20 protein-coding genes are annotated in these 18,062 nt (G+C 46.8%); 1 reads left to right on the forward strand and 19 read right to left on the reverse strand.

Annotated features, from left to right (window positions below; translation table 11 throughout):
* Nucleotides 1-33: 33 nt before the first annotated feature.
* The 14 genes from trpE to mtrB all read right to left on the reverse strand — a co-directional run bounded on the left by trpE (nt 34) and on the right by mtrB (nt 12,149).
* Nucleotides 34-1,584, reverse strand: coding sequence for an anthranilate synthase component I (trpE, locus tag ACWGXJ_RS14725; protein WP_235309591.1), 1,551 nt, complete (start codon nt 1,582-1,584; stop codon nt 34-36).
* A 385-nt stretch (nt 1,585-1,969) separates the two neighbouring features.
* Nucleotides 1,970-2,344, reverse strand: a complete 375-nt coding sequence (gene aroH / locus ACWGXJ_RS14730) for a chorismate mutase (protein ID WP_452567053.1) — start codon at nt 2,342-2,344, stop codon at nt 1,970-1,972.
* Nucleotides 2,345-2,346: 2 nt separating this feature from the next.
* Nucleotides 2,347-3,441: a 3-dehydroquinate synthase gene (gene aroB, locus ACWGXJ_RS14735; RefSeq protein ID WP_235309590.1), complete on the reverse strand. Its 1,095-nt coding sequence runs from the start codon at nt 3,439-3,441 to the stop codon at nt 2,347-2,349.
* 1 nt (nt 3,442) lies between these two features.
* Nucleotides 3,443-4,612, reverse strand: coding sequence for a chorismate synthase (gene aroC, locus ACWGXJ_RS14740; RefSeq protein WP_452567054.1), 1,170 nt, complete (start codon nt 4,610-4,612; stop codon nt 3,443-3,445).
* 229 nt (nt 4,613-4,841) lie between these two features.
* A complete protein-coding gene (locus ACWGXJ_RS14745; protein WP_023989169.1) occupies nt 4,842-5,642 on the reverse strand; it encodes a CheR family methyltransferase in 801 nt (266 codons plus the stop codon).
* Nucleotides 5,643-5,672: 30 nt separating this feature from the next.
* A complete protein-coding gene (ndk, locus tag ACWGXJ_RS14750) occupies nt 5,673-6,116 on the reverse strand; it encodes a nucleoside-diphosphate kinase (protein ID WP_061829211.1) in 444 nt (147 codons plus the stop codon).
* A gap of 110 nt (nt 6,117-6,226) precedes the next feature.
* The gene (locus tag ACWGXJ_RS14755) at nt 6,227-7,201 is read right to left on the reverse strand and encodes a polyprenyl synthetase family protein (RefSeq protein ID WP_061829212.1); all 975 of its coding nucleotides are present in this window, start codon (nt 7,199-7,201) and stop codon (nt 6,227-6,229) included.
* A complete protein-coding gene (locus ACWGXJ_RS14760) occupies nt 7,198-8,064 on the reverse strand; it encodes a menaquinone biosynthetic enzyme MqnA/MqnD family protein (RefSeq protein ID WP_452567055.1) in 867 nt (288 codons plus the stop codon). Before ACWGXJ_RS14760 ends, ACWGXJ_RS14755 begins: the two co-directional genes overlap by 4 nt.
* Nucleotides 8,021-8,680: a UbiX family flavin prenyltransferase gene (locus ACWGXJ_RS14765; RefSeq protein WP_061829214.1), complete on the reverse strand. Its 660-nt coding sequence runs from the start codon at nt 8,678-8,680 to the stop codon at nt 8,021-8,023. The genes ACWGXJ_RS14760 and ACWGXJ_RS14765 overlap by 44 nt, the downstream gene beginning before the upstream one ends.
* Nucleotides 8,680-9,552 (reverse strand): UbiA-like polyprenyltransferase, encoded by an 873-nt coding sequence (locus tag ACWGXJ_RS14770; RefSeq protein ID WP_061829215.1) that lies wholly within the window; start codon nt 9,550-9,552, stop codon nt 8,680-8,682. Before ACWGXJ_RS14770 ends, ACWGXJ_RS14765 begins: the two co-directional genes overlap by 1 nt.
* Nucleotides 9,545-10,273 carry a demethylmenaquinone methyltransferase gene (locus tag ACWGXJ_RS14775; protein ID WP_061829257.1) on the reverse strand — a complete coding sequence of 243 codons (729 nt, stop codon included), beginning with the start codon at nt 10,271-10,273 and terminating at the stop codon, nt 9,545-9,547. The genes ACWGXJ_RS14770 and ACWGXJ_RS14775 overlap by 8 nt, the downstream gene beginning before the upstream one ends.
* Before the next feature lie 9 nt (nt 10,274-10,282).
* A complete protein-coding gene (locus tag ACWGXJ_RS14780) occupies nt 10,283-11,152 on the reverse strand; it encodes a heptaprenyl diphosphate synthase component 1 (RefSeq protein WP_452567056.1) in 870 nt (289 codons plus the stop codon).
* A gap of 116 nt (nt 11,153-11,268) precedes the next feature.
* The gene (locus ACWGXJ_RS14785; RefSeq protein WP_452567057.1) at nt 11,269-11,820 is read right to left on the reverse strand and encodes a hypothetical protein; all 552 of its coding nucleotides are present in this window, start codon (nt 11,818-11,820) and stop codon (nt 11,269-11,271) included.
* A gap of 98 nt (nt 11,821-11,918) precedes the next feature.
* Nucleotides 11,919-12,149 (reverse strand): trp RNA-binding attenuation protein MtrB, encoded by a 231-nt coding sequence (gene mtrB / locus ACWGXJ_RS14790; protein WP_013310730.1) that lies wholly within the window; start codon nt 12,147-12,149, stop codon nt 11,919-11,921.
* A 37-nt stretch (nt 12,150-12,186) separates the two neighbouring features.
* On the opposite strand from mtrB, the gene ACWGXJ_RS14795 reads away from it, so the two are divergent.
* Nucleotides 12,187-12,480: a hypothetical protein gene (locus ACWGXJ_RS14795; RefSeq protein WP_250261099.1), complete on the forward strand. Its 294-nt coding sequence runs from the start codon at nt 12,187-12,189 to the stop codon at nt 12,478-12,480.
* 71 nt (nt 12,481-12,551) lie between these two features.
* Here the strand turns inward: ACWGXJ_RS14795 and ACWGXJ_RS14800 are convergent, their stop codons facing one another.
* From ACWGXJ_RS14800 to ACWGXJ_RS14820, 5 genes are all read right to left on the reverse strand, one after another.
* Nucleotides 12,552-12,824, reverse strand: a complete 273-nt coding sequence (locus ACWGXJ_RS14800; RefSeq protein WP_013310732.1) for an HU family DNA-binding protein — start codon at nt 12,822-12,824, stop codon at nt 12,552-12,554.
* Nucleotides 12,825-13,071: 247 nt separating this feature from the next.
* On the reverse strand, nt 13,072-14,058 hold the full coding sequence (locus ACWGXJ_RS14805; RefSeq protein WP_452567058.1) for an ABC transporter permease: 987 nt from the start codon (nt 14,056-14,058) through the stop codon (nt 13,072-13,074).
* Nucleotides 14,055-15,572 (reverse strand): sugar ABC transporter ATP-binding protein, encoded by a 1,518-nt coding sequence (locus tag ACWGXJ_RS14810; RefSeq protein ID WP_452567059.1) that lies wholly within the window; start codon nt 15,570-15,572, stop codon nt 14,055-14,057. The genes ACWGXJ_RS14805 and ACWGXJ_RS14810 overlap by 4 nt, the downstream gene beginning before the upstream one ends.
* A 67-nt stretch (nt 15,573-15,639) precedes the next feature.
* On the reverse strand, nt 15,640-16,761 hold the full coding sequence (locus tag ACWGXJ_RS14815) for a sugar ABC transporter substrate-binding protein (protein WP_452567060.1): 1,122 nt from the start codon (nt 16,759-16,761) through the stop codon (nt 15,640-15,642).
* A 251-nt stretch (nt 16,762-17,012) separates the two neighbouring features.
* Nucleotides 17,013-17,945, reverse strand: coding sequence for a zinc-binding dehydrogenase (locus ACWGXJ_RS14820; protein WP_061829222.1), 933 nt, complete (start codon nt 17,943-17,945; stop codon nt 17,013-17,015).
* Nucleotides 17,946-18,062: the final 117 nt, after the last annotated feature.

Consider the following 18,062-nt stretch of genomic DNA (forward strand, 5'->3'; position numbering starts at 1 on the left):
GTCGTCTCCTCCTCAAAATCAGATTTTTGTGTGTTACGGAGTGTACAAATAATCCTGGTTGATGACGCTGTTATAGGGCTGTGTCGTTGCCGGGAACATCACTTCTGCCGTACGGATTGCCTTCAGCAATGCCTTCGCTTTGTTCACCGTCTCCTGATACTCGCTTTCCGGAACCGAGTCCCACACAATTCCAGCGCCTGCCTGGACATAGGCCCGGTTCTTTTTAAACACAATCGTGCGAATCGTAATGCAAGCGTCCATATTACCTGAGAAGCCTAAATATCCAATCGCCCCTGCATAGGGTCCGCGTGCTTCCCGCTCCAACTCAGCAATAATCTCCATGGCTCGTAGCTTCGGAGCCCCCGATACGGTGCCGGCTGGCAGACAAGACAGGAAAGCATCGAAGAAATCTTTGTCCTCCCGTAGCTCACCTGACACATTGGATACAATGTGCATGACATGGGAATAGCGTTCAATCTCCATGAACGTATCGCATTTGACTGTGCCAAACTGTGATACACGGCCCAAATCATTTCTTCCCAAATCAACCAGCATCAGATGTTCTGCACGTTCTTTTTCATCGTTTAACAGTTCTTCAGCAAGTGCCACATCTTCTGTCTCCGTTACCCCACGCGGTCTCGTTCCTGCAATAGGACGGGTTTCTACCCGGCCGTTTTCCACCTTGACGAGTGCCTCAGGCGAAGTGCCTACGATGATCTCGTCATCCATTTTCAAATAATACATATATGGCGACGGGTTCATCGTGCGCAGCACGCGGTATACCTGTAAAGGTGAAGCCTCTGTATCAATGTGAAAACGCTGGGATAGTACAACCTGAAAAATATCACCGGAGCGGATATACTCCTTCGCCTGCTCTACATTTGATATAAACTGTTCCTTCGTCACATTGGATTGGATCTCACCCAGTTCCACATCATCAGGAATGGAGGCTGATCCTAATCGCTCAGGCTGAGACTGCTTGCGCAAATACTGTGCCGTTTCCTCCAACTTGCGTTCCACGTCAGCATAAGCAGCACGAATGTCCTCATCGCGGAACCCTTCGCCTACATGAACATTGCCGACCAGCAAAATTTGCTGCTTCACATGATCAAAAACAATGACTTGATCGCAGAACATAAAACGAATATCATCCATATTCAAATCATCTACCGAATGCTCTGGTAGCTTTTCATAATATTGAAGCAGGTCATATCCAAAAAATCCGATAGCCCCGCCTGTAAATGGAGGCATTTCTTTCAGTTTCGGACTACGGTATTTACGAAGCAATGCTTTGAGCGCTTCAATCGGCTTGTCGTTTAATATTTGCCGTTTACCGTGTTGTTCCAATATTAAACGTCCTTTTTTACCCGAGACCATTAGAAACGGGTCTGTACCGATGAATGAATGTCGCGCCCACTGTTCGCCTCCCTCTACACTCTCTAGCAGAAAGGCACGGTCCCGCTCGGCATACCGACGGAAAATCCGAATCGGCGTCTCCATATCAGCCAGCACTTTTTTGTACACAGGAATCAGGTTAAATTCATTCGCCATCGTTATCACTTGCTCCACATGCGGCGTTAACATGAGATCACTTCCTTTCCAAATTGGCGCAGAACCAAAGGAGAGAATATAAAAAAGCCTCTACCGGTAAGGTAGAGGCTGTCAGTTATTGAAATTATAAGAATGCTCCATATGTAAATGACTACAGCAAATAGATAAGTATACACTCATCCCTTTTGTCTAACCGCGCAGGTTGCCTCAAATAAGCTTCTCTGTAGAAGAATATCTCTTCATAGACAAAAGCTTACCTGCTACCGCCGGTCTCTGTAATCTCATATGGAATTGACTAAGGCTGCACTCTTCTCATCTCAACTCTGTCTCTGGCTAACTCTACTCTACTTAACTCTGCTACACACACTATATCTCATGGGATGTTACTTTGGCAACCATCAACTTTAAAAACGGGCGCTTATTTCCCTTGGGAAGCCAGATCCGGTCTTAACGCCTGCGCTCCGTTCAAATATACATGTTTAATTTCACGCTGGGATTTATTGGTGTTTACCTGTACCATCAAACGAATGCACTTGGGTAAACTGCCTGCCACAGGAATTTCTAATGCACACATGAGCGGAACCATATCCCAGCCATCAAGCTGACGAATGGCCTTGGCTGGAAAGGCAGTATCCAGGTCATGGGTCACCGTAATCCATACGTTACTAATATCCTCCGGCTGAATTTCATTGTAGGATACAATTTCCTCCAGTAGTTGGCATGTTGCTTCCAAAATTTCGTTTTCTTCATTATTCACTACGGTCGTCGCGCCACGAATTCCCCGATTGTACATCGTTACGCCCCCTCTTTTAACTGTTCAATAACTTGTCGGATGTAAGAGACGGAAATATCCTTCACAACCTCCACGTGCCCGATGCTACGTGGGACGACAAAAGTAATGCTGCCTTCTTTGAACTTTTTGTCATGCATCATCGCGTCCAGCAGCCGATCTGTATCGAGATGTGACGGAAGGGAGGTCGGTAGCCGTAGCGAAGACAACATATCCTTCGTTTCATCTACCAAAGAAGGATCTGCCCCCAGCTTCACGCCCAAAAGTGCGGAGCCGACCATACCAATAGAAATGGCTTCCCCGTGTAAAAACTCACCATATCCCGCAATGGCTTCAATCGCATGACCAATCGTATGACCTAGGTTTAGAATAGCGCGCAAATCATTTTCTCGTTCATCGCGCGACACCACTTCGGCTTTTACGGAACATCCCTTTTCCAGACCGTACTCCAGAGCTGTCGCATCCAGCGCAAGTAAATCAGTCGCATGGTCACGGCACCACTGGGCGAAATCAGCATCCCAGATCAAGCCATGCTTGATCATTTCAGCAAGCCCCGCAGATACCTCACGAGGAGGTAATGTTGACAACGTATCTACGTCATACAATACAAGTTCCGGTTGGTGGAAGGCTCCTATCATATTTTTCGCCAATGGATGATTGATACCAACCTTACCGCCCACGCTACTGTCATGGGCAAGGATCGTAGTGGGGATCTGTACAAACTTGACACCTCTCATATAAGAAGCCGCCACAAATCCAGCCAAATCGCCCACCACACCACCACCAAGTGCAATAACGGCTGAATTGCGATCCAGGCCGCCCTCAATGGCTGCTGTTATGACCTGCTCAAATACAGCCAGCGACTTGGAGGTTTCACCTGGCTTAACGACAAAGGACACCGTCTTGTAGCCAGATGCCTGAAGATTGCTTTCCAATGTGGCCAAGTAGAATCCTGCTACATTTTCGTCAGAAACAATCAACAACGGGCTTTTTTGCGCAATTCCTCGTTCCTTCAACAACTCTCCGGCTCGATGCAACAGCCCTCGTCCGATATGAATAGGATAAGAACGTTCGCCAAGCTGTACCGTCAGCGTACTCATCTTAGTACCGCTCCAGTTGTTCTTCGTAGGATGCAATATTCGCGCGAATCTCTTCAATCGAATCCCCGCCGAATTTTTCTAGTAAAGCTTTTGCAATCTCCCAAGCTACCACATGCTCCATAACTACGCTTGCCGCGGGTACTGCACATGCATCCGAACGCTCAACCTGCGCAGTGAACGCTTCCTTTGTATCAATGTCGACGCTTTGCAGAGGTTTGTAAAGTGTGGGAATCGGCTTCATTACGCCACGAACCACAACTGGCATTCCATTCGTCATGCCACCCTCAAAACCGCCCAAACGATTGGTACGACGGTGATATCCACGTTCCTCATCATATAGGATCTCGTCATGCACCTGTGAACCGCGCAATTCTCCTGCTTCAAAGCCAATGCCGATTTCCACGCCTTTAAATGCATTAATCGACATGACGCCTTGTGCGATACGTGCATCCAGCTTCCGATCATACTGTACATGACTGCCCAGACCAATCGGAACACCTTCTACAATACATTCCACTACCCCACCGACTGAATCACCTTCTTGCTTGATCAGATCAATATATGCTTCCATTTTCTTTTCGGTTTCTGGATCGGTTACTCTCACCGAGGAGGCTTCTGTCACGGCAATCAGCTCATCAATCGGCAGATCACGGTAAGGAGCTTCGATTTCCCCAATGCGGATGACCTGACCTGCCACCTTGATTCCGAACTCAGCCAGCAATTGACGGGCCAAACCGCCGCATGCCACACGAATTGCTGTTTCGCGTGCACTGGAGCGCTCCAGCACGTTACGAAGATCCTTCAGGTTGTATTTCATTCCGCCATTCAAATCCGCATGACCCGGACGTGGTCGGTGAACCCGACGTTTTTCCTCATCACTGCCTTCAATAGGCTCAATATTCATAATGTTCTGCCAGTGCTTCCAATCGTTATTTTCCACAACCAGCGCAATCGGTGCCCCCGTGGTATAGCCGTGACGTACGCCTCCGGCAATTTTCGCCGTATCTTTTTCAATCTGCATACGCCGACCCCGTCCATATCCTTTCTGACGACGGTGCAGCTGAAAATTCAATTCCTCAAAATCCAATTTTAAATTGCTCGGCATACCCTCTACAATGGCAGTTAGCTGGGGACCATGCGTTTCCCCCGCGGTTAAATAACGTAAACTCATGACGCGTTCCCCCTTTAAACTGTTAAACTGTGCATCGCTAAAACCTTTAACTGTGCTTCATTATAGTATACGCACCTTTCTTTGACAAGAAAAGCCACGTGTATGCAGATAAACAAAAACACGCCTCTTAGCCAAAGGAGCTAAAGGACGTGCTTTGCTGATAAGCCAACCATCAATTACTCAAAGATATAAATAAGTTCCTACAAAACTTTGGATGATATATGCAGGCTTATGCTTTTTTACGATAAAAAAAGGTTTCCGTCGATTCCAGACCATATTGGTTAGGAGAAAAGATTTGCTCTGTGCTACCGACAAATAACACACCGCCGGGACGAAGACTGGCTGCAAACTTTTGATACAACGTATGTTTGGCCTCTTCTGTAAAATAAATCATTACATTTCGACAGATAATGAGATCATAGCCATCCTCAAACCGATCCAGCAGCAAGTTTTGCTTTTGAAATTTCACGGCTTGTTTCAAACGGTCATCAATTCGATACATCGCACCATCCGGCTTGAAATATTTGCTAGCTACCTGCTCAGGTACATCCTTGAGCGAACGCTCCAAATATTTACCTTCCTTGGCTTTTGCCAATGCACCATCATCAATGTCGGAAGCTGTAATGGAGCAATTTCCTAAAATCCCTTTACCGTCGAGAACCATAGCCAGGCTATAAGGCTCTTCACCAGTCGAGCAGGCCGCACTCCACAGCTTAAGCTTCTGCTTTCCTACAAGCAGTTGTGGCAAGATTGTATCCCGCAGCACTTCCCACCGATTGGGATTTCGCCAAAATTCCGAAACATTGATCGTCATCCGATCCAGAAATTCATAGAATAGAGGTTTTTCCTTCATCATGGCATCATAAAAAGAAACAAAACTGGGAAACCCGTTTTTGTTGCGAAGCGTAGTTAACCGCCTTTTCATCTGTGCTTCTTTGTATTGTGCAAGATCAATACCTGTGCTGTCCTTGATTTTGCGGATAAACGCTGTGTAATCGGGGTCCGTCTGACCCAGTTCCATATCCGTCATGCTACCATCCTTCTTCATACGTAATTAAACTTATACCCAGGTCGCCACACTTTTTTCATACCGAACGGATTCTTCCGGCAAGAAAAAATTTGCAATCTCGCGCTCTGCGCTCTCCGGTGAATCTGAACCATGAATGAGGTTAAACGGTGTATGTGCTGCAAAGTCTCCACGAATTGTGCCCGGAAGAGCTTCGGTTACTTGTGTTTTACCAATCAACAAGCGGGAGAGCGTAACGATGTTATCCCCTTCCCATACCATAGCAAACACAGGGCCTGATGTGATAAAGCCTACAAGCTCTTCAAAAAAAGGCTTGCCCACATGCTCTGCATAATGCCGTTCTGCCTGTTCTCTTGATACTTGCACAAGCTTGCCAGCCGCCATTTTGAAGCCTTTGTCTTCCAGACGACTGATGATACGTCCAATCAGTCCACGTTGTACACCATCCGGTTTAACCATCAAAAAAGTACGATCCATCGGCTCACTCCCAATCCAATCTAATGTATTTATACAGTACTAAACTGTATTGTAACAGAAAGCTTGGAAACGGTTAAAGTATTTTGTCACAGCAAACCCAAAACACAACTTTAGTAGGAGCGGCGTGTTACAAAATGAGCAATATCGCGTAGCGTCTTTTTTGTTTTGACATCCGGTAGTAAGTCCAGCGCGTTTAGCGCTTTATTAATATATCGGTCGGCGAGAATTTCAGCTTTAGCGATTCCTTCACTTTTTTTGATCATATCCACCGCTTTGCGTGCATCTCCTTGCCCATCCCCATCCTGAATGCGGCGGATTTCGGCCAGTAGATCTGCACGCAGCTCAGGCTGTTCGAGCGCATAAATCACCGGAAGCGTGATATTCCCCTGTCTCATATCGCTGCCCGGCGGCTTGCCAATCTTTTTTTCCGTGCCACACAGATCGAGCAGATCATCCTGAATTTGAAAAGCCATACCTACGTTATAGCCATAGCTGTACAGAAGGGAATTGATACTTTCCCGTGCCCCTGCAGCCATAGCTCCCAACTGGCAGCTAACCGCAATCAACAATGCTGTTTTGCGCCGTATGCGAAGCAAATAATTACGCACACTCTGATCCACATTAAAAAAATCACGAATCTGTTCCATTTCACCAATGGACATCTGCACCAGCGCTTTAGACAGAACCCGGTGAATGTCGGGATTCGGCAGTCCAGCAGCAATAGACAGCGCACGTGCATATATGTAGTCTCCGGTGTACATAGCCACCCGATTGTCCCATTTGGACTTCACGGTGGGTTGACCGCGTCTCATTTCCGCATCGTCAATCACATCGTCGTGAACGAGAGAGGCAGAATGAATCAGTTCTAGAGGTACCGCTATACGCTTGAGCTTGTCCAGATCATATTCTCCAAACTTGCCTCCCAGCAATACAAATACGGGACGCAAACGCTTGCCCCCTGCTTTAAGCAGATGAAGCGACGTATCATTAATCAACGGCTCCGTACTGTCGATACTGCGGTACAACTCTTCTTCTATAAAGTTCATATCCTTCTTTAATAAACCAAACAAATCCAATCGTTTCATTCTTTCACCCGTGTCAGCGTATTGTCACTCCAGAGAAGCGGCTTCACTCGTCGGTCAAGCAGCCCCAGTTCATGCGCATACTGAAAATAAAGCTCTAAACCTTGTTGTTGCTTCTCTCCAAAATCATAACACAGATTAGTAAAGTAGCGCTCCCAATAATCTCGCAGACCTCCAATTTCCTCGCATGCTTCAGAAATAACAGGCGTCAGGTCCGACAGACTACGTTTCTTGCTTGCGCGGAACGCACTCGCAATTTCAGCCACCGCGGCAGGATTCTGAGCAGCAACAGCACGTCGTACTGCCCATACAGCAAAAGTCATACTGTAGCCCGTCCAGCGCTTCCACTCTTCTCCGAGGTCCGTAACATACAGATCTTCACTTCGCCAAGATGCCTTAATTGCGTGATCTCCAATCAATAGCCCTGCATCTGCCTGTTCCAGCATCAAGTCAAGATCCGGTTCACAGTCAAAATAGGAAGGTTGACCTTCCCATGCCTTTTGCATCAAAATTTTCAACAAATTCACGGATGTAGCAGACGTATTCGTAAGTGCAATGGTTCCATTTTTGATTTCGTCCAGCGGCTTGCGTGAAAATAGTAAAATGGATTGCACAGGACCATCTGCACTGACGGATAAATCTGGCAACAATAGCATTTCCTCAGCACCCGATGCATACGCAAAGGAGGACATCGCACTAATATCCAAACTCCCATTCAGCATACCTTGATTTAATTCAGCCGGAACTTTAGAAACCATCTCCGCCGAATGGAGAAGCTTAGAAGGATTAAAAAAATGAAAAATAGGCCAAGCGTTTGTATATTTAATTTTTCCGATTGTGATTGTCTTGGTGTCCGGTGTCGGCATCGGAATCCCCCCATCTCGTAAACAGTTGATGTTCTATACGCAAGCTGTCCAATACTTTGCCTACGAGGAACAGCACAATATCATCCAGCGTCTTGGGATGAAAGTAAAAAGCCGGCATAGCCGGAATCATCTTGACGCCGAGTCTCGCAAGCTTAAGCATGTTTTCCAAATGAATGGCATGTAGAGGCGTCTCACGAGGCACAAGGATCAGCGGACGACCTTCCTTCATCATCACGTCCGCTGCCCTCGCCATGAGATTATCGGACGAACCGTGTGCCACTGCTGACAACGTCCCCATCGAGCATGGCATGATAATCATCGCATCCACCAAATAAGAGCCGCTCGCAATCGAAGCTCCAATATCTGTGAACGGATGGTATACAAGAGAACCGGGACGGCCTCCGAATTGTTCATTCAAAGCCCCTTCCCGGTCAGTCACATTCCAGCCCAACTCCTCTTTCAACACCCGCCAGCCAGCATTGGAAACGATCAGGTGAACTGTGTATTGCAAGTCCAGCAGAGTCTCTACCAGTCGCACACCATAAATGCTTCCGCTCGCGCCTGTAATGCCAATAACGATTCGTTTGCCTTGATGTCCGCTCACCTGATTATTCATTAGTATTGACGCACCACCAAATCAATCAGTGTAAAGGCAAATACGACAGTGCTAAGTACACCGTTCATAGTAAAGAATGCCGTCTGCAATCGACTCAAATCTTTTGGAGATACGATATAGTGTTCATAAAATAAAATAATGTACGAAATAATCATGCCCGCCAGATACCACCAGCTTAAATCTGCAATAAAGAACAATACAATAAATCCGATCGCCGTAATGACGTGGAATGCCCGAGCGATGTTCAGCGCACCTGCTACACCAAAACGGGCAGGAATAGAATAAACTCCTTCGTTTTGGTCAAAATCTATATCCTGACAAGCATAAATTACATCAAATCCCGCCGTCCAAAATGCAATCGTGAGATATAGTACGATAGCGGTCAAATCTATTTGTCCCGTTACTGCAACCCACGCGCCTAGTGGCGCCAAACCAATGGTCAGACCAAGTACAATATGGCAAAGCCAAGTGAAACGCTTGGTGTAAGAATAAAAAACGAGCATAAAAAAGGCCAGCGGAAACAGCTTGAACGCCAGCGGACTTAACTTGAATGATGCCCAGAATAACAACACCAAACTGACGATAATGAAAATCACCACTTCGCTCGATTTGAGCAACCCCGCCGGGATAGCGCGTCCTGCTGTGCGCGGATTTTTCCCGTCAATCACCCGGTCAATCATACGATTGAAGCCAAAAGCCGCGCTACGTGCGCCAACCATAGCTAGCAGGATCCAGCCGATCTGCGGCCAGGAGGGAAGGTTGCCTGTCACGACAACAGACCCCAATACAGCCCCCATGAATGCAAATGGGAGCGCAAATAACGTATGTTCAATTTTAATCATTTCCAAAAAAATAGCAATTTTCTTAAACATGCTGACTCTCCTTGATTCCAATGTGCAATGCCGCAATGCCTCCGGTGAGAGAATGAGCCTGAACATCCTTCAATCCGACTTCACGGAAGATGCCAGCCAACTCATCCCTTCCTGGAAAAAGCGCCAACGAATCAGGGAGCCATTTATACTGCTCATAACGTTTGGCGAACAATTTGCCGAGCATGGGCAAGATGTGTTGAAAATATGTGTAGTAAATCCCCTTGAACGGCTGCCAAGTAGGTTTGGACAATTCCAGACATACGACCTGCCCGCCAGGTTTGACGACTCGTTGCATCTCCTGTAACACTTGGCGCAGGTCAGGCACGTTGCGCAGACCGAAACCAATCGTCGCATAATCAAATGAATTATCTTCAAAAGGTAGTTCCATCGCGTTGCCCTGAACAAGCTTAATTTGCTTTTCACGGGATTCTGATGTAATCTTACGCTCGCCAACATTGAGCATGTTCTGACTAAAATCCAGTCCTACGATGTGACCACTTTCACTTGCACGCGCCATCGCAAGCGTCCAGTCACATGTGCCACAGCAAAGATCAATTGCCGTATCGCCGCGATGCATGTTCATTTTTTTCATCGTAAATTTCCGCCAAGCCTTATGTCTGCGAAAGCTCAGTATATCGTTCATCAAATCGTATTTACCTGCTATACTTTCAAACACGCCATGAACGAATTGTTCTTTCGGCTTGGTGTCGCTTGATCCCATCACGTTCACCTAACCTTCCCTCACAACTGGGTGCGGACTATTTAGCAGCTTCATGAAAGGCTCAAGCATGCGTTCAAATTCCTCGATCCCCGTATTTTGATCATCTGACAGGATCTGCCGGATGTGTGTAACAGCCGTGCGAAGCTTGTCCAGTATCGCATCCTCGGCTTTGTATTTCAGAACCAGCTTACGCCATGCTTCAGTGCCAGTACTACTCTCTGAAAGCAATGCCTGCTCGCTCCGGTCCCCGTTACCATAAATATGCCAGAACATATATCCGAAACGGGACTTGTCCGGTTCTGTCCGCTTGCCCCATTCCTCCACTAAGGTATCACAGAGGGCAAATTTGTTGAGAAGCTGCTTCCAAATTTCCTGATCCTGTTCTGCTACAAGTGAAGTGAATGATAAAAAAAGCTCCTTTTTGAAACGAACCATCTGAGTTAAATACTGAGTTGCATCCAATCGGAATTGCTTCATTCCCCAGTACAGACTCATTTTCCCTGCGTTCACTTCACATACAGCATCACTCAGCTTCGAAATGGCCGTGATGCGGCCTGCCAGTGCAAGCAGCTGATAAAAACGACTACTAAAATAGTCCCCTGCTAACACTTTCAGCTGCCTGGAACGCATCTCCTCCGGGCTCCGTATACCGGATAAAGTATCAATCATATCATGCGTATCCAGCCCCATCTGCACAAGTGAGGTTACCAATGCGTACAGTTCGTCCTCACTGGCATGCAGCTCCTGCGCATTCCGGTTCAAAAACACAAACATCAAACGGGTACGGCTGTCAGGAAAAGCCGGCATTTCCGTATGTTGTTGAATCATGTCGTATTCCACATATTTCCTTGCTAATTGGGGTACGCGATACGGTTTCATCCTAAGCCTCCGAGACATGACTTTCTGCTATACTCAAATAATTGCAATGCCTTATATTATATCACAATTTAAAATGATTCGCGACTAAAGTACTGTAGGTCCACCGGCAGAAACATCTAATCTGTATATACACCGTTAAACCTGGTTTGCCACATGGGCGTTACTGTAATGCGGAAACGGGATTTCAAATCCTCTGGCAATTCCGCGCCTTCCCGGCTTCTCAGCTGTTCCAATGCCTCGTTCGTCCACTCGTTCCGGCGTATATCTGATGCAAGCAGCAAATGACGTTCTCCTGACCATTCGTCCTGCGTCACCACCCGAAGCAGCAATTGCCGTACATTCGTCGTTCCGTAAAAGCTAAAAGCGGCAAGCTCCGCCATGTTTTGATAAATCTCTAGTGGGGCAGTTTCTTCCTTGGACAGCTTGACATCCAGGGTCAGGACTGAATGTTCCCAGCTTGCGCTTGCAATCGGTGTGGTCAACGGCAGCTCGTTCAGCGTATCCACCAGATTGTCATCCGACAGCAGCACCCGTTGCTGAGGTGAAATCGTCGCCTGTGTCTCACGAACTGCTGCGGTTCCTGAGTCCAGCACCTGTAAGGACGGTAGCAACACAGCTGCTGCGATGGTTATGAGAATGGAGCCACCGAATACAATCCAAGGTTTCATCAGAGCCTCCCCTGACCTCTACCTCATAATGTGGGTTTGCTACGGTAAAGGTCCTCACTCTCATTCTACAACAAAAAAAAGCAGGCTATGCCTGCATTTTAATCCTCCGTATCTACTACCCCGTGCTTGGTCATCACAACGGCTTTGCCGCGAATTTTAATAGCAGAAGTATGATCCGTAAATTGGACGATCAGTACCTCGCCCTTGTCCAATTTTTCTGAATGATGCAAGCGTGTATCCTGACCTCTGGTCAGACCAAAAACCTGACATCCGTTGCTTTTCGCTTTAATTACGACGTACTCACTGCTACCCGTCACGTTATCTTCCATGTTCTTTTCCTCCCTGAGAGCCGAAGCTATACTTTTTATGATGGAGATTCAAGCTAGTTTTGTCAACTACATGCTTCCCGAGCTACCTGCAACAATTAGCGTGTCCCGAGCCATACTATCCGTGCAGTCCCATCCATTAAAGAAAGGAACGGATCTGATGAAAAACTATCTTCCCGCCAATCTCAGCCCTGCCCAAATCGAACGGCTTCAACAGCTAGAGCATGAATTTGCTGAGCTAACGGGTGAACCCCTGGTGCTGATCGCTTATGCCTCGCGAAACGCCAGAACAGCTTCCTCTTCTTCAGACCATAGCACCTCTACCACGAAGTAAACAGGGCAAAAAGAAAAGGCCGTGAATCAAATTCACGGTCTTTTCAGCGCATTGGGAATATGTAAGAAATCTTATTTAATTCCGTCTTTGAGCGCTTTACCCGGTTTAAATGCCGGAATTTTGCTCGCAGGGATTTCGATTTCTTCTCCTGTTTGCGGGTTACGTCCTTTACGTGCGGAACGTTCACGAACCTCAAAGTTCCCAAAACCTACCAGTTGCACCTTATCTCCGCTTTGCAGCGCTCCAGAGATCGCCTCAAATACTGCATCGATTGCTTTGGTTACGTCCTTTTTGGACAATTCAGTGCTTTCAGAAACCTGATTGATCAAATCCGTTTTATTCATAATATTCACCTCCCAATTCAAGTGTAGTCCAGCATTAAGGTTATCGGTGTTAATGACCGATATGAGGTCGCCTGTATAAAATAACCCGGGCGGCGTACTGCCTTCCATAATGTTATCATCTGTTTCCGTTTCGTCGTTAAATATACATAGAATATACCTAACCTCCGCAATATAGGCCGAAACTGGCGTTTTATGGCACCCTTCTTGCGTGGAACAAGGTTTATAGTAATACAGTCCACAGACAATTTCAAGTACGACGACGGTTTAACACGTAAAAAGTAACGGCCAGCGCAAGTACCAGCACTACTCCTTTGACAATATCATGGGCAAAATATTGCACATTCATCATCGTTAGTCCATTAACCAATACACCGATCAATACCGCACCAATAAATGTACCAATGACATTGGGTTTACCAGCACCAAAGACCGAAAAACCGACGAATACTGCAGCTACCGCCTCCATGAGCAAAGGGGAACCTGCGTCAATTTGGCCTGAGCCTACTCGCGAGGCATACAAAATTCCGGCAATCGCCGCAAATACGCCTGAAGCAACATAGGCCAGAGTACGGACTTTTTTTACCCGTATGCCCGACAGACGAGCAGCTTCCTCATTTCCACCCGTTACATACATTTGACGCCCATGCTTTGTATAGGTCAAGAAAACATGCACCGCCGCCACAGCCAGCAACAGTAGAATAACCGAAATCGGGATACCCAACCATTTACCTTGCCCCAGCAAAAGAAATGCAGGAGATATCTCCCCCGGCGCCTTGTTGCCATCAGGAAACTGCATATGATTGTATATGGTATAGCCCTGGGCGTACGTTTTGTGAATCCCGCTTACAATATACATGATTGCAAGGGTTGCGAGCAAATCAGGAATACGCAATTTAATGATCAATAATGAATTTAACAGTCCTACCAAAGCGCCGACAATCAGAGACACAATAATGACCACCGCAACAGGCTGCTCATACCAGACCATCAAAGAAGCTGAAACGACCGTTGTCAAAGATACTGTAGCTCCCACCGACAGGTCAAAACCGTCCACGATAAGGGACAACGTCACACCAATGGCAACGAAAGTAACAATGGCAATCGATCCTAGAATATCCATTAAATTATCATAAGTCCAGAAATAAGGTAATGTAGATGAAAAAAACGCCAATACACCTATAATGACAACTACGGCACCGTAACGAAATGAGACGTTTAACCATTTTTCCTTCATGAATGCACCTCTTCACCGCCGCTGGCATACAACAGAAGCTGTTCCTGTTCCACTTCGCCCCGCGCAAATTCCTTTATAATTTTGCCATCATACATCACTGCAATCCGATCACCAATGCCAATCCCTTCAGCAAATTCACAGGTTAGATAGATGATTGCTTTTCCTTGCTCCGCCAACTGGCCAATGATACGGAAAATATCACTTTTTGCCCCTATATCCACACCCTTGGTTGGCTCGTCAAAAACAAATACATCCGCTCCGGAATGCAGCCATTTCCCAATCGCAACTTTTTGCTGATTCCCGCCACTTAAATATTTAACATTCTGACGGAGCGATGGCGTCTTAATACCGAGAGAGGCGACAATCCCATTACCGTTATTTCGTTCTTTACGCCGACTGATGAAACCAAGGACACTCAGCTTGTCCAAAAGCGGAAGGCTGAGGTTTCTTTCCACACTCTCCTCAATCAACACCCCCTGCTTACGTCGCTCCTCGGGTATGGACACAATTCCTCGAGCTACCGCATCCGCTGGCTCTCTCAATCGAATGGAGCGACCTTTAAAGGTCAGCTCTCCCTTATCCGGCTTGTCTGCTCCTGTAAGAAGTCGTGACAGCTCCGTCTTGCCTGCACCAACCAAACCCACAATAGAGAGAATTTCACCACGTCGGGCCTGTAAATCAACGCCGTGCACTCGTAATCCTTTGTGAAGCCCTTTTGCTTCCAATATCGTTTCACCAATCGGTACCTCTGTTTTTGGGAATTCCTCTTCAAATGTTTTTCCAAGCATATGCGTAACGATGTCGCCTACACTTAAATCAGAAGCAGGTCCCGTGGACACGCGCTCGCCATCACGCATCACCGTAACACGGTCACTGTGTTCGATAACCTCCGGCAATCGGTGTGTGATGAGGATACATGCAACACCCTCATCCTTGAGTGTATGGATTGTACGGAACAAACGTCGCGTTTCTTCCTCGCTGAGCGGCGCCGTAGGCTCATCAAAAATGATGGTATTTGCTTGCTGTGTCAGAATACGTGCGATAAGTACAAGTTGTTTTTCTGCCAACGTCAGTTCAGACACATATCGTCGAACGTCAATATCTACCTCTAGACGAGCTAATGCCTCACGCGCTCGTCTGCGCATAGCCCCCGGCGCAGCCCACCATCGACCATCAGGTGCAGACAAATCGTCCATTACAATGTTTTCAGCGACGGTTAACTGAGGCACAAGCGCTGAATCAACCTCCTGATACACACAGTGGATTCCCGCCCTTTTGGCCTCCCACGGTGAACTAATGATCAGTTCCTTGCCATCAACTTCGATAACTCCCTGATCGGAACGATACGCACCGGACAAAATCTTCATCAATGTGCTTTTCCCTGCCCCGTTGGCGCCCAGCAGAGCGTGAATTTCGCCACCCTGCACCGTAAAATCCACGGCTCGCAGCGCATCTACACCAGCAAACTGTTTGCTGATTTTCTTCATCTCCAATGTATATACTTGTGAACTCATGGTGCCCCCTCACGCCTGCTTATGATAAAAGCGCGCCGAAGCGCGCCTTTTGCATGATGCAAACTTTTTATTTGGATGTTTCATATTCTTTCATCCAATCCTTATAGCCCTGCTCACTTTGGCCCCATCCCTCCACATATTGGGACAGCTCGGATGTGGAAATTTGCTTATCTGGCAGCGCTTCGCGTTGCACATATACAGCCTTCAATACGACTTTCTCCTCCGGATTATCCCCATGCAGCTTCTGATATGCATAGCGCACTTGTACGCGCCCGATATCTGTTGGATCAACGGCTGCCGAGGCCACCCAAGGATTTTTCGGGTCCTGGATCATTTGCAAGTCCTCGTCGCTCATGTCAATGCCGTAGACCTTAATTTCCGTACGTCCCGCTTGTTGGATCGCACGGGCTGCGCCTTTGGCAAATTCATCCCAAGCCGCCCAGACGGCTGTAATTTCGCCCTTAGGATATTGCTTTAATACAGCTTCCATTTTGGCTTGCGTATCTAAAGCAGGATTCTGAGCCGAACCAAAAGTCGCGATTTCTTTAATATCCGGATTGGATTTCAAAAATGCATCATAAGCAACCTGACGACGTTCCATCGGTGCAAATCCAGCAACCCATACTTTCACAATGTTACCTTTGCCGCCGATATCCTTTTTCATTTGCTCCAGCGTCAACTCAGCCATGCTTTGGTCATCCTGTGAGAGCACTACCGCACCCGGAACATTGACGGCAGCATCGAACACGATAACCGGAATATTGCGGGAAATTGCTTTTTTCAGTCCTGTCTCCAGCAATGCATCACCGTGATCAGTCAAAATGACATCAAACTGCTGGTTAATCGCACTATCAAGCAGAGAAGCCATTTTAGCCTTATCGTTATCTGCCACAAACTTAGTCAGCGTACCGCCAAATTTCTTAACTTCCTCTTCCACGCCTTGAACATACTGTTGCGAAAATGTGCCCGTGTTAAACTCCATGATCAACGCAACCCGTTTACCCTTTAGATTTAAATTGTCCGTTTTTCCGTTTGTTGTATTCGATCCCGCAGTGCTTGTCCCTTGAGTGCCGCTCTCTGTTTTCGGCACGCCGCATGCAGTGACCAGCAAAACCAGCACCAGTAGCATGATAGCCCCTAGCCCTAGCCCTAGCTTTTTGTTTCTTTGGAGCTCTTTTTGGATATTCATGATTTCATTTCCCCCTCGTTCAATCCACAAAATGATTCAAATTTGATACTTAATATATCGCTTTAAACCAAGTATGTAAATAGGTTTTATGAAATATAGAAAAATTTCCGGTTTTAAAGCCAAAACACAACAAACAACCGCCCCCCGATTGAATACCAGAAAACGGTTGCTGCTTAAATATGAAATCAGGACGGAGCCTAGTCCGAAGATACAATCCTGTTTTGTTATTTTAAATATGAGAAAGCTCACATCTAATTTATTTGGAGCACTGCTTTACCGGAGAACCTCCGATCTATCAGTTGTTGGGCAATAGTTCCAATTTCCTTCCAGGATGTCTCCACTTCGATCCTTGGTACTAACTGGCCTTTGGAAACAAATTCACCTAATAATTTCAGATCTTCCGCCGGCGAATAGCGATTTATCTCCTCTCCTAAAAAGAAGCTATACAAGGTTCTACCACCTAAGCCCCTGATATTAATCGTTGCGTAAGGTGAGGACGAATGTCCCATGGATACACATATTCCGTCTGGCACAAGCTGAGGCAGTAAGGCAGCTAGCGTATCACCACCTACTGAATCTATAATTAGATGATAAGGTCCAAATGCATCAACCGATGGAATCGCGGTATCTCCAACAATAACCTCATTAGCACCAGCCTCTTGAACAAGTAAGGCTTTTTCCGTTGTTCTGGCAACACCTACTGTAAAAGCTCCAGATTGCGCGGCTAGCTGATGTGCAAAAATTCCAACTCCGCCAGTCGAGCCAGTAATCAGCATTCGCTTACCGAGCAGCATTCCTCCTTTTCTAAGCGTATAGAGCGCTGACAGACCAGCTACTGGTAAAGTAGCCGCCTGGGCAAAGGTAATATCATCGGGAAATTCAGCCAGTAATGAAGTAGGAGCAGCAACCTGTTCGGCCCATGCTCCCATCAAGAGAAGGCCTACGACACGGCTTCCCTGTTTCGGACCCGTGCCATCTTTAGCCTGCTCAACGACGATCCCAGAAAAATCCCAGCCTGGTCTGATCTGTCCTCCATTATTTCTTGCATCTACAACTTCACCCCGATTAAGAGAGAAGGCTTGTACTTGAACGATCGCTTCCCAAGGCTGGGCCTGTGGGGCGGCAACTTCCTTTATCGCAAAATATCCTGAAGCAAACGGATCTGTTACAATTGCACGAACCATATGATCTCCTCCATGTTTGTCATTGAGAACCCTTTGTAAATAGCTCCCCTTTTTCACAATGTAGTATACTGTAGGGAATCATGTGTACCAAGTGTAGAACTACACCTCATTATGAAA

It is taken from the genome of Paenibacillus sp. S33 (assembly GCF_053615415.1).

What these genes read in the sequence shown, in the direction of transcription:
- ACWGXJ_RS14765 (WP_061829214.1), bottom strand. Translation starts at nt 8,680, where the DNA reads ATGAATAATCAGGTGAGCGGACATCAAGGCAAACGAATCGTTATTGGC.
- ACWGXJ_RS14755 (WP_061829212.1), bottom strand. Translation starts at nt 7,201, where the DNA reads ATGAAACGATTGGATTTGTTTGGTTTATTAAAGAAGGATATGAACTTT.
- ACWGXJ_RS14820 (WP_061829222.1), bottom strand. Translation starts at nt 17,945, where the DNA reads ATGGTTCGTGCAATTGTAACAGATCCGTTTGCTTCAGGATATTTTGCG.
- aroH (WP_452567053.1), bottom strand. Translation starts at nt 2,344, where the DNA reads ATGTACAATCGGGGAATTCGTGGCGCGACGACCGTAGTGAATAATGAA.
- ndk (WP_061829211.1), bottom strand. Translation starts at nt 6,116, where the DNA reads ATGGATCGTACTTTTTTGATGGTTAAACCGGATGGTGTACAACGTGGA.
- ACWGXJ_RS14785 (WP_452567057.1), bottom strand. Translation starts at nt 11,820, where the DNA reads ATGAAACCTTGGATTGTATTCGGTGGCTCCATTCTCATAACCATCGCA.
- ACWGXJ_RS14780 (WP_452567056.1), bottom strand. Translation starts at nt 11,152, where the DNA reads ATGAAACCGTATCGCGTACCCCAATTAGCAAGGAAATATGTGGAATAC.
- aroB (WP_235309590.1), bottom strand. Translation starts at nt 3,441, where the DNA reads ATGAGTACGCTGACGGTACAGCTTGGCGAACGTTCTTATCCTATTCAT.
- ACWGXJ_RS14775 (WP_061829257.1), bottom strand. Translation starts at nt 10,273, where the DNA reads ATGGGATCAAGCGACACCAAGCCGAAAGAACAATTCGTTCATGGCGTG.
- ACWGXJ_RS14815 (WP_452567060.1), bottom strand. Translation starts at nt 16,761, where the DNA reads ATGAATATCCAAAAAGAGCTCCAAAGAAACAAAAAGCTAGGGCTAGGG.
- ACWGXJ_RS14800 (WP_013310732.1), bottom strand. Translation starts at nt 12,824, where the DNA reads ATGAATAAAACGGATTTGATCAATCAGGTTTCTGAAAGCACTGAATTG.
- ACWGXJ_RS14745 (WP_023989169.1), bottom strand. Translation starts at nt 5,642, where the DNA reads ATGACGGATATGGAACTGGGTCAGACGGACCCCGATTACACAGCGTTT.
- aroC (WP_452567054.1), bottom strand. Translation starts at nt 4,612, where the DNA reads ATGAGTTTACGTTATTTAACCGCGGGGGAAACGCATGGTCCCCAGCTA.
- ACWGXJ_RS14805 (WP_452567058.1), bottom strand. Translation starts at nt 14,058, where the DNA reads ATGAAGGAAAAATGGTTAAACGTCTCATTTCGTTACGGTGCCGTAGTT.
- ACWGXJ_RS14760 (WP_452567055.1), bottom strand. Translation starts at nt 8,064, where the DNA reads ATGCCGACACCGGACACCAAGACAATCACAATCGGAAAAATTAAATAT.
- ACWGXJ_RS14770 (WP_061829215.1), bottom strand. Translation starts at nt 9,552, where the DNA reads ATGTTTAAGAAAATTGCTATTTTTTTGGAAATGATTAAAATTGAACAT.
- ACWGXJ_RS14795 (WP_250261099.1), top strand. Translation starts at nt 12,187, where the DNA reads ATGATGGAGATTCAAGCTAGTTTTGTCAACTACATGCTTCCCGAGCTA.
- ACWGXJ_RS14810 (WP_452567059.1), bottom strand. Translation starts at nt 15,572, where the DNA reads ATGAGTTCACAAGTATATACATTGGAGATGAAGAAAATCAGCAAACAG.
- mtrB (WP_013310730.1), bottom strand. Translation starts at nt 12,149, where the DNA reads ATGGAAGATAACGTGACGGGTAGCAGTGAGTACGTCGTAATTAAAGCG.
- trpE (WP_235309591.1), bottom strand. Translation starts at nt 1,584, where the DNA reads ATGTTAACGCCGCATGTGGAGCAAGTGATAACGATGGCGAATGAATTT.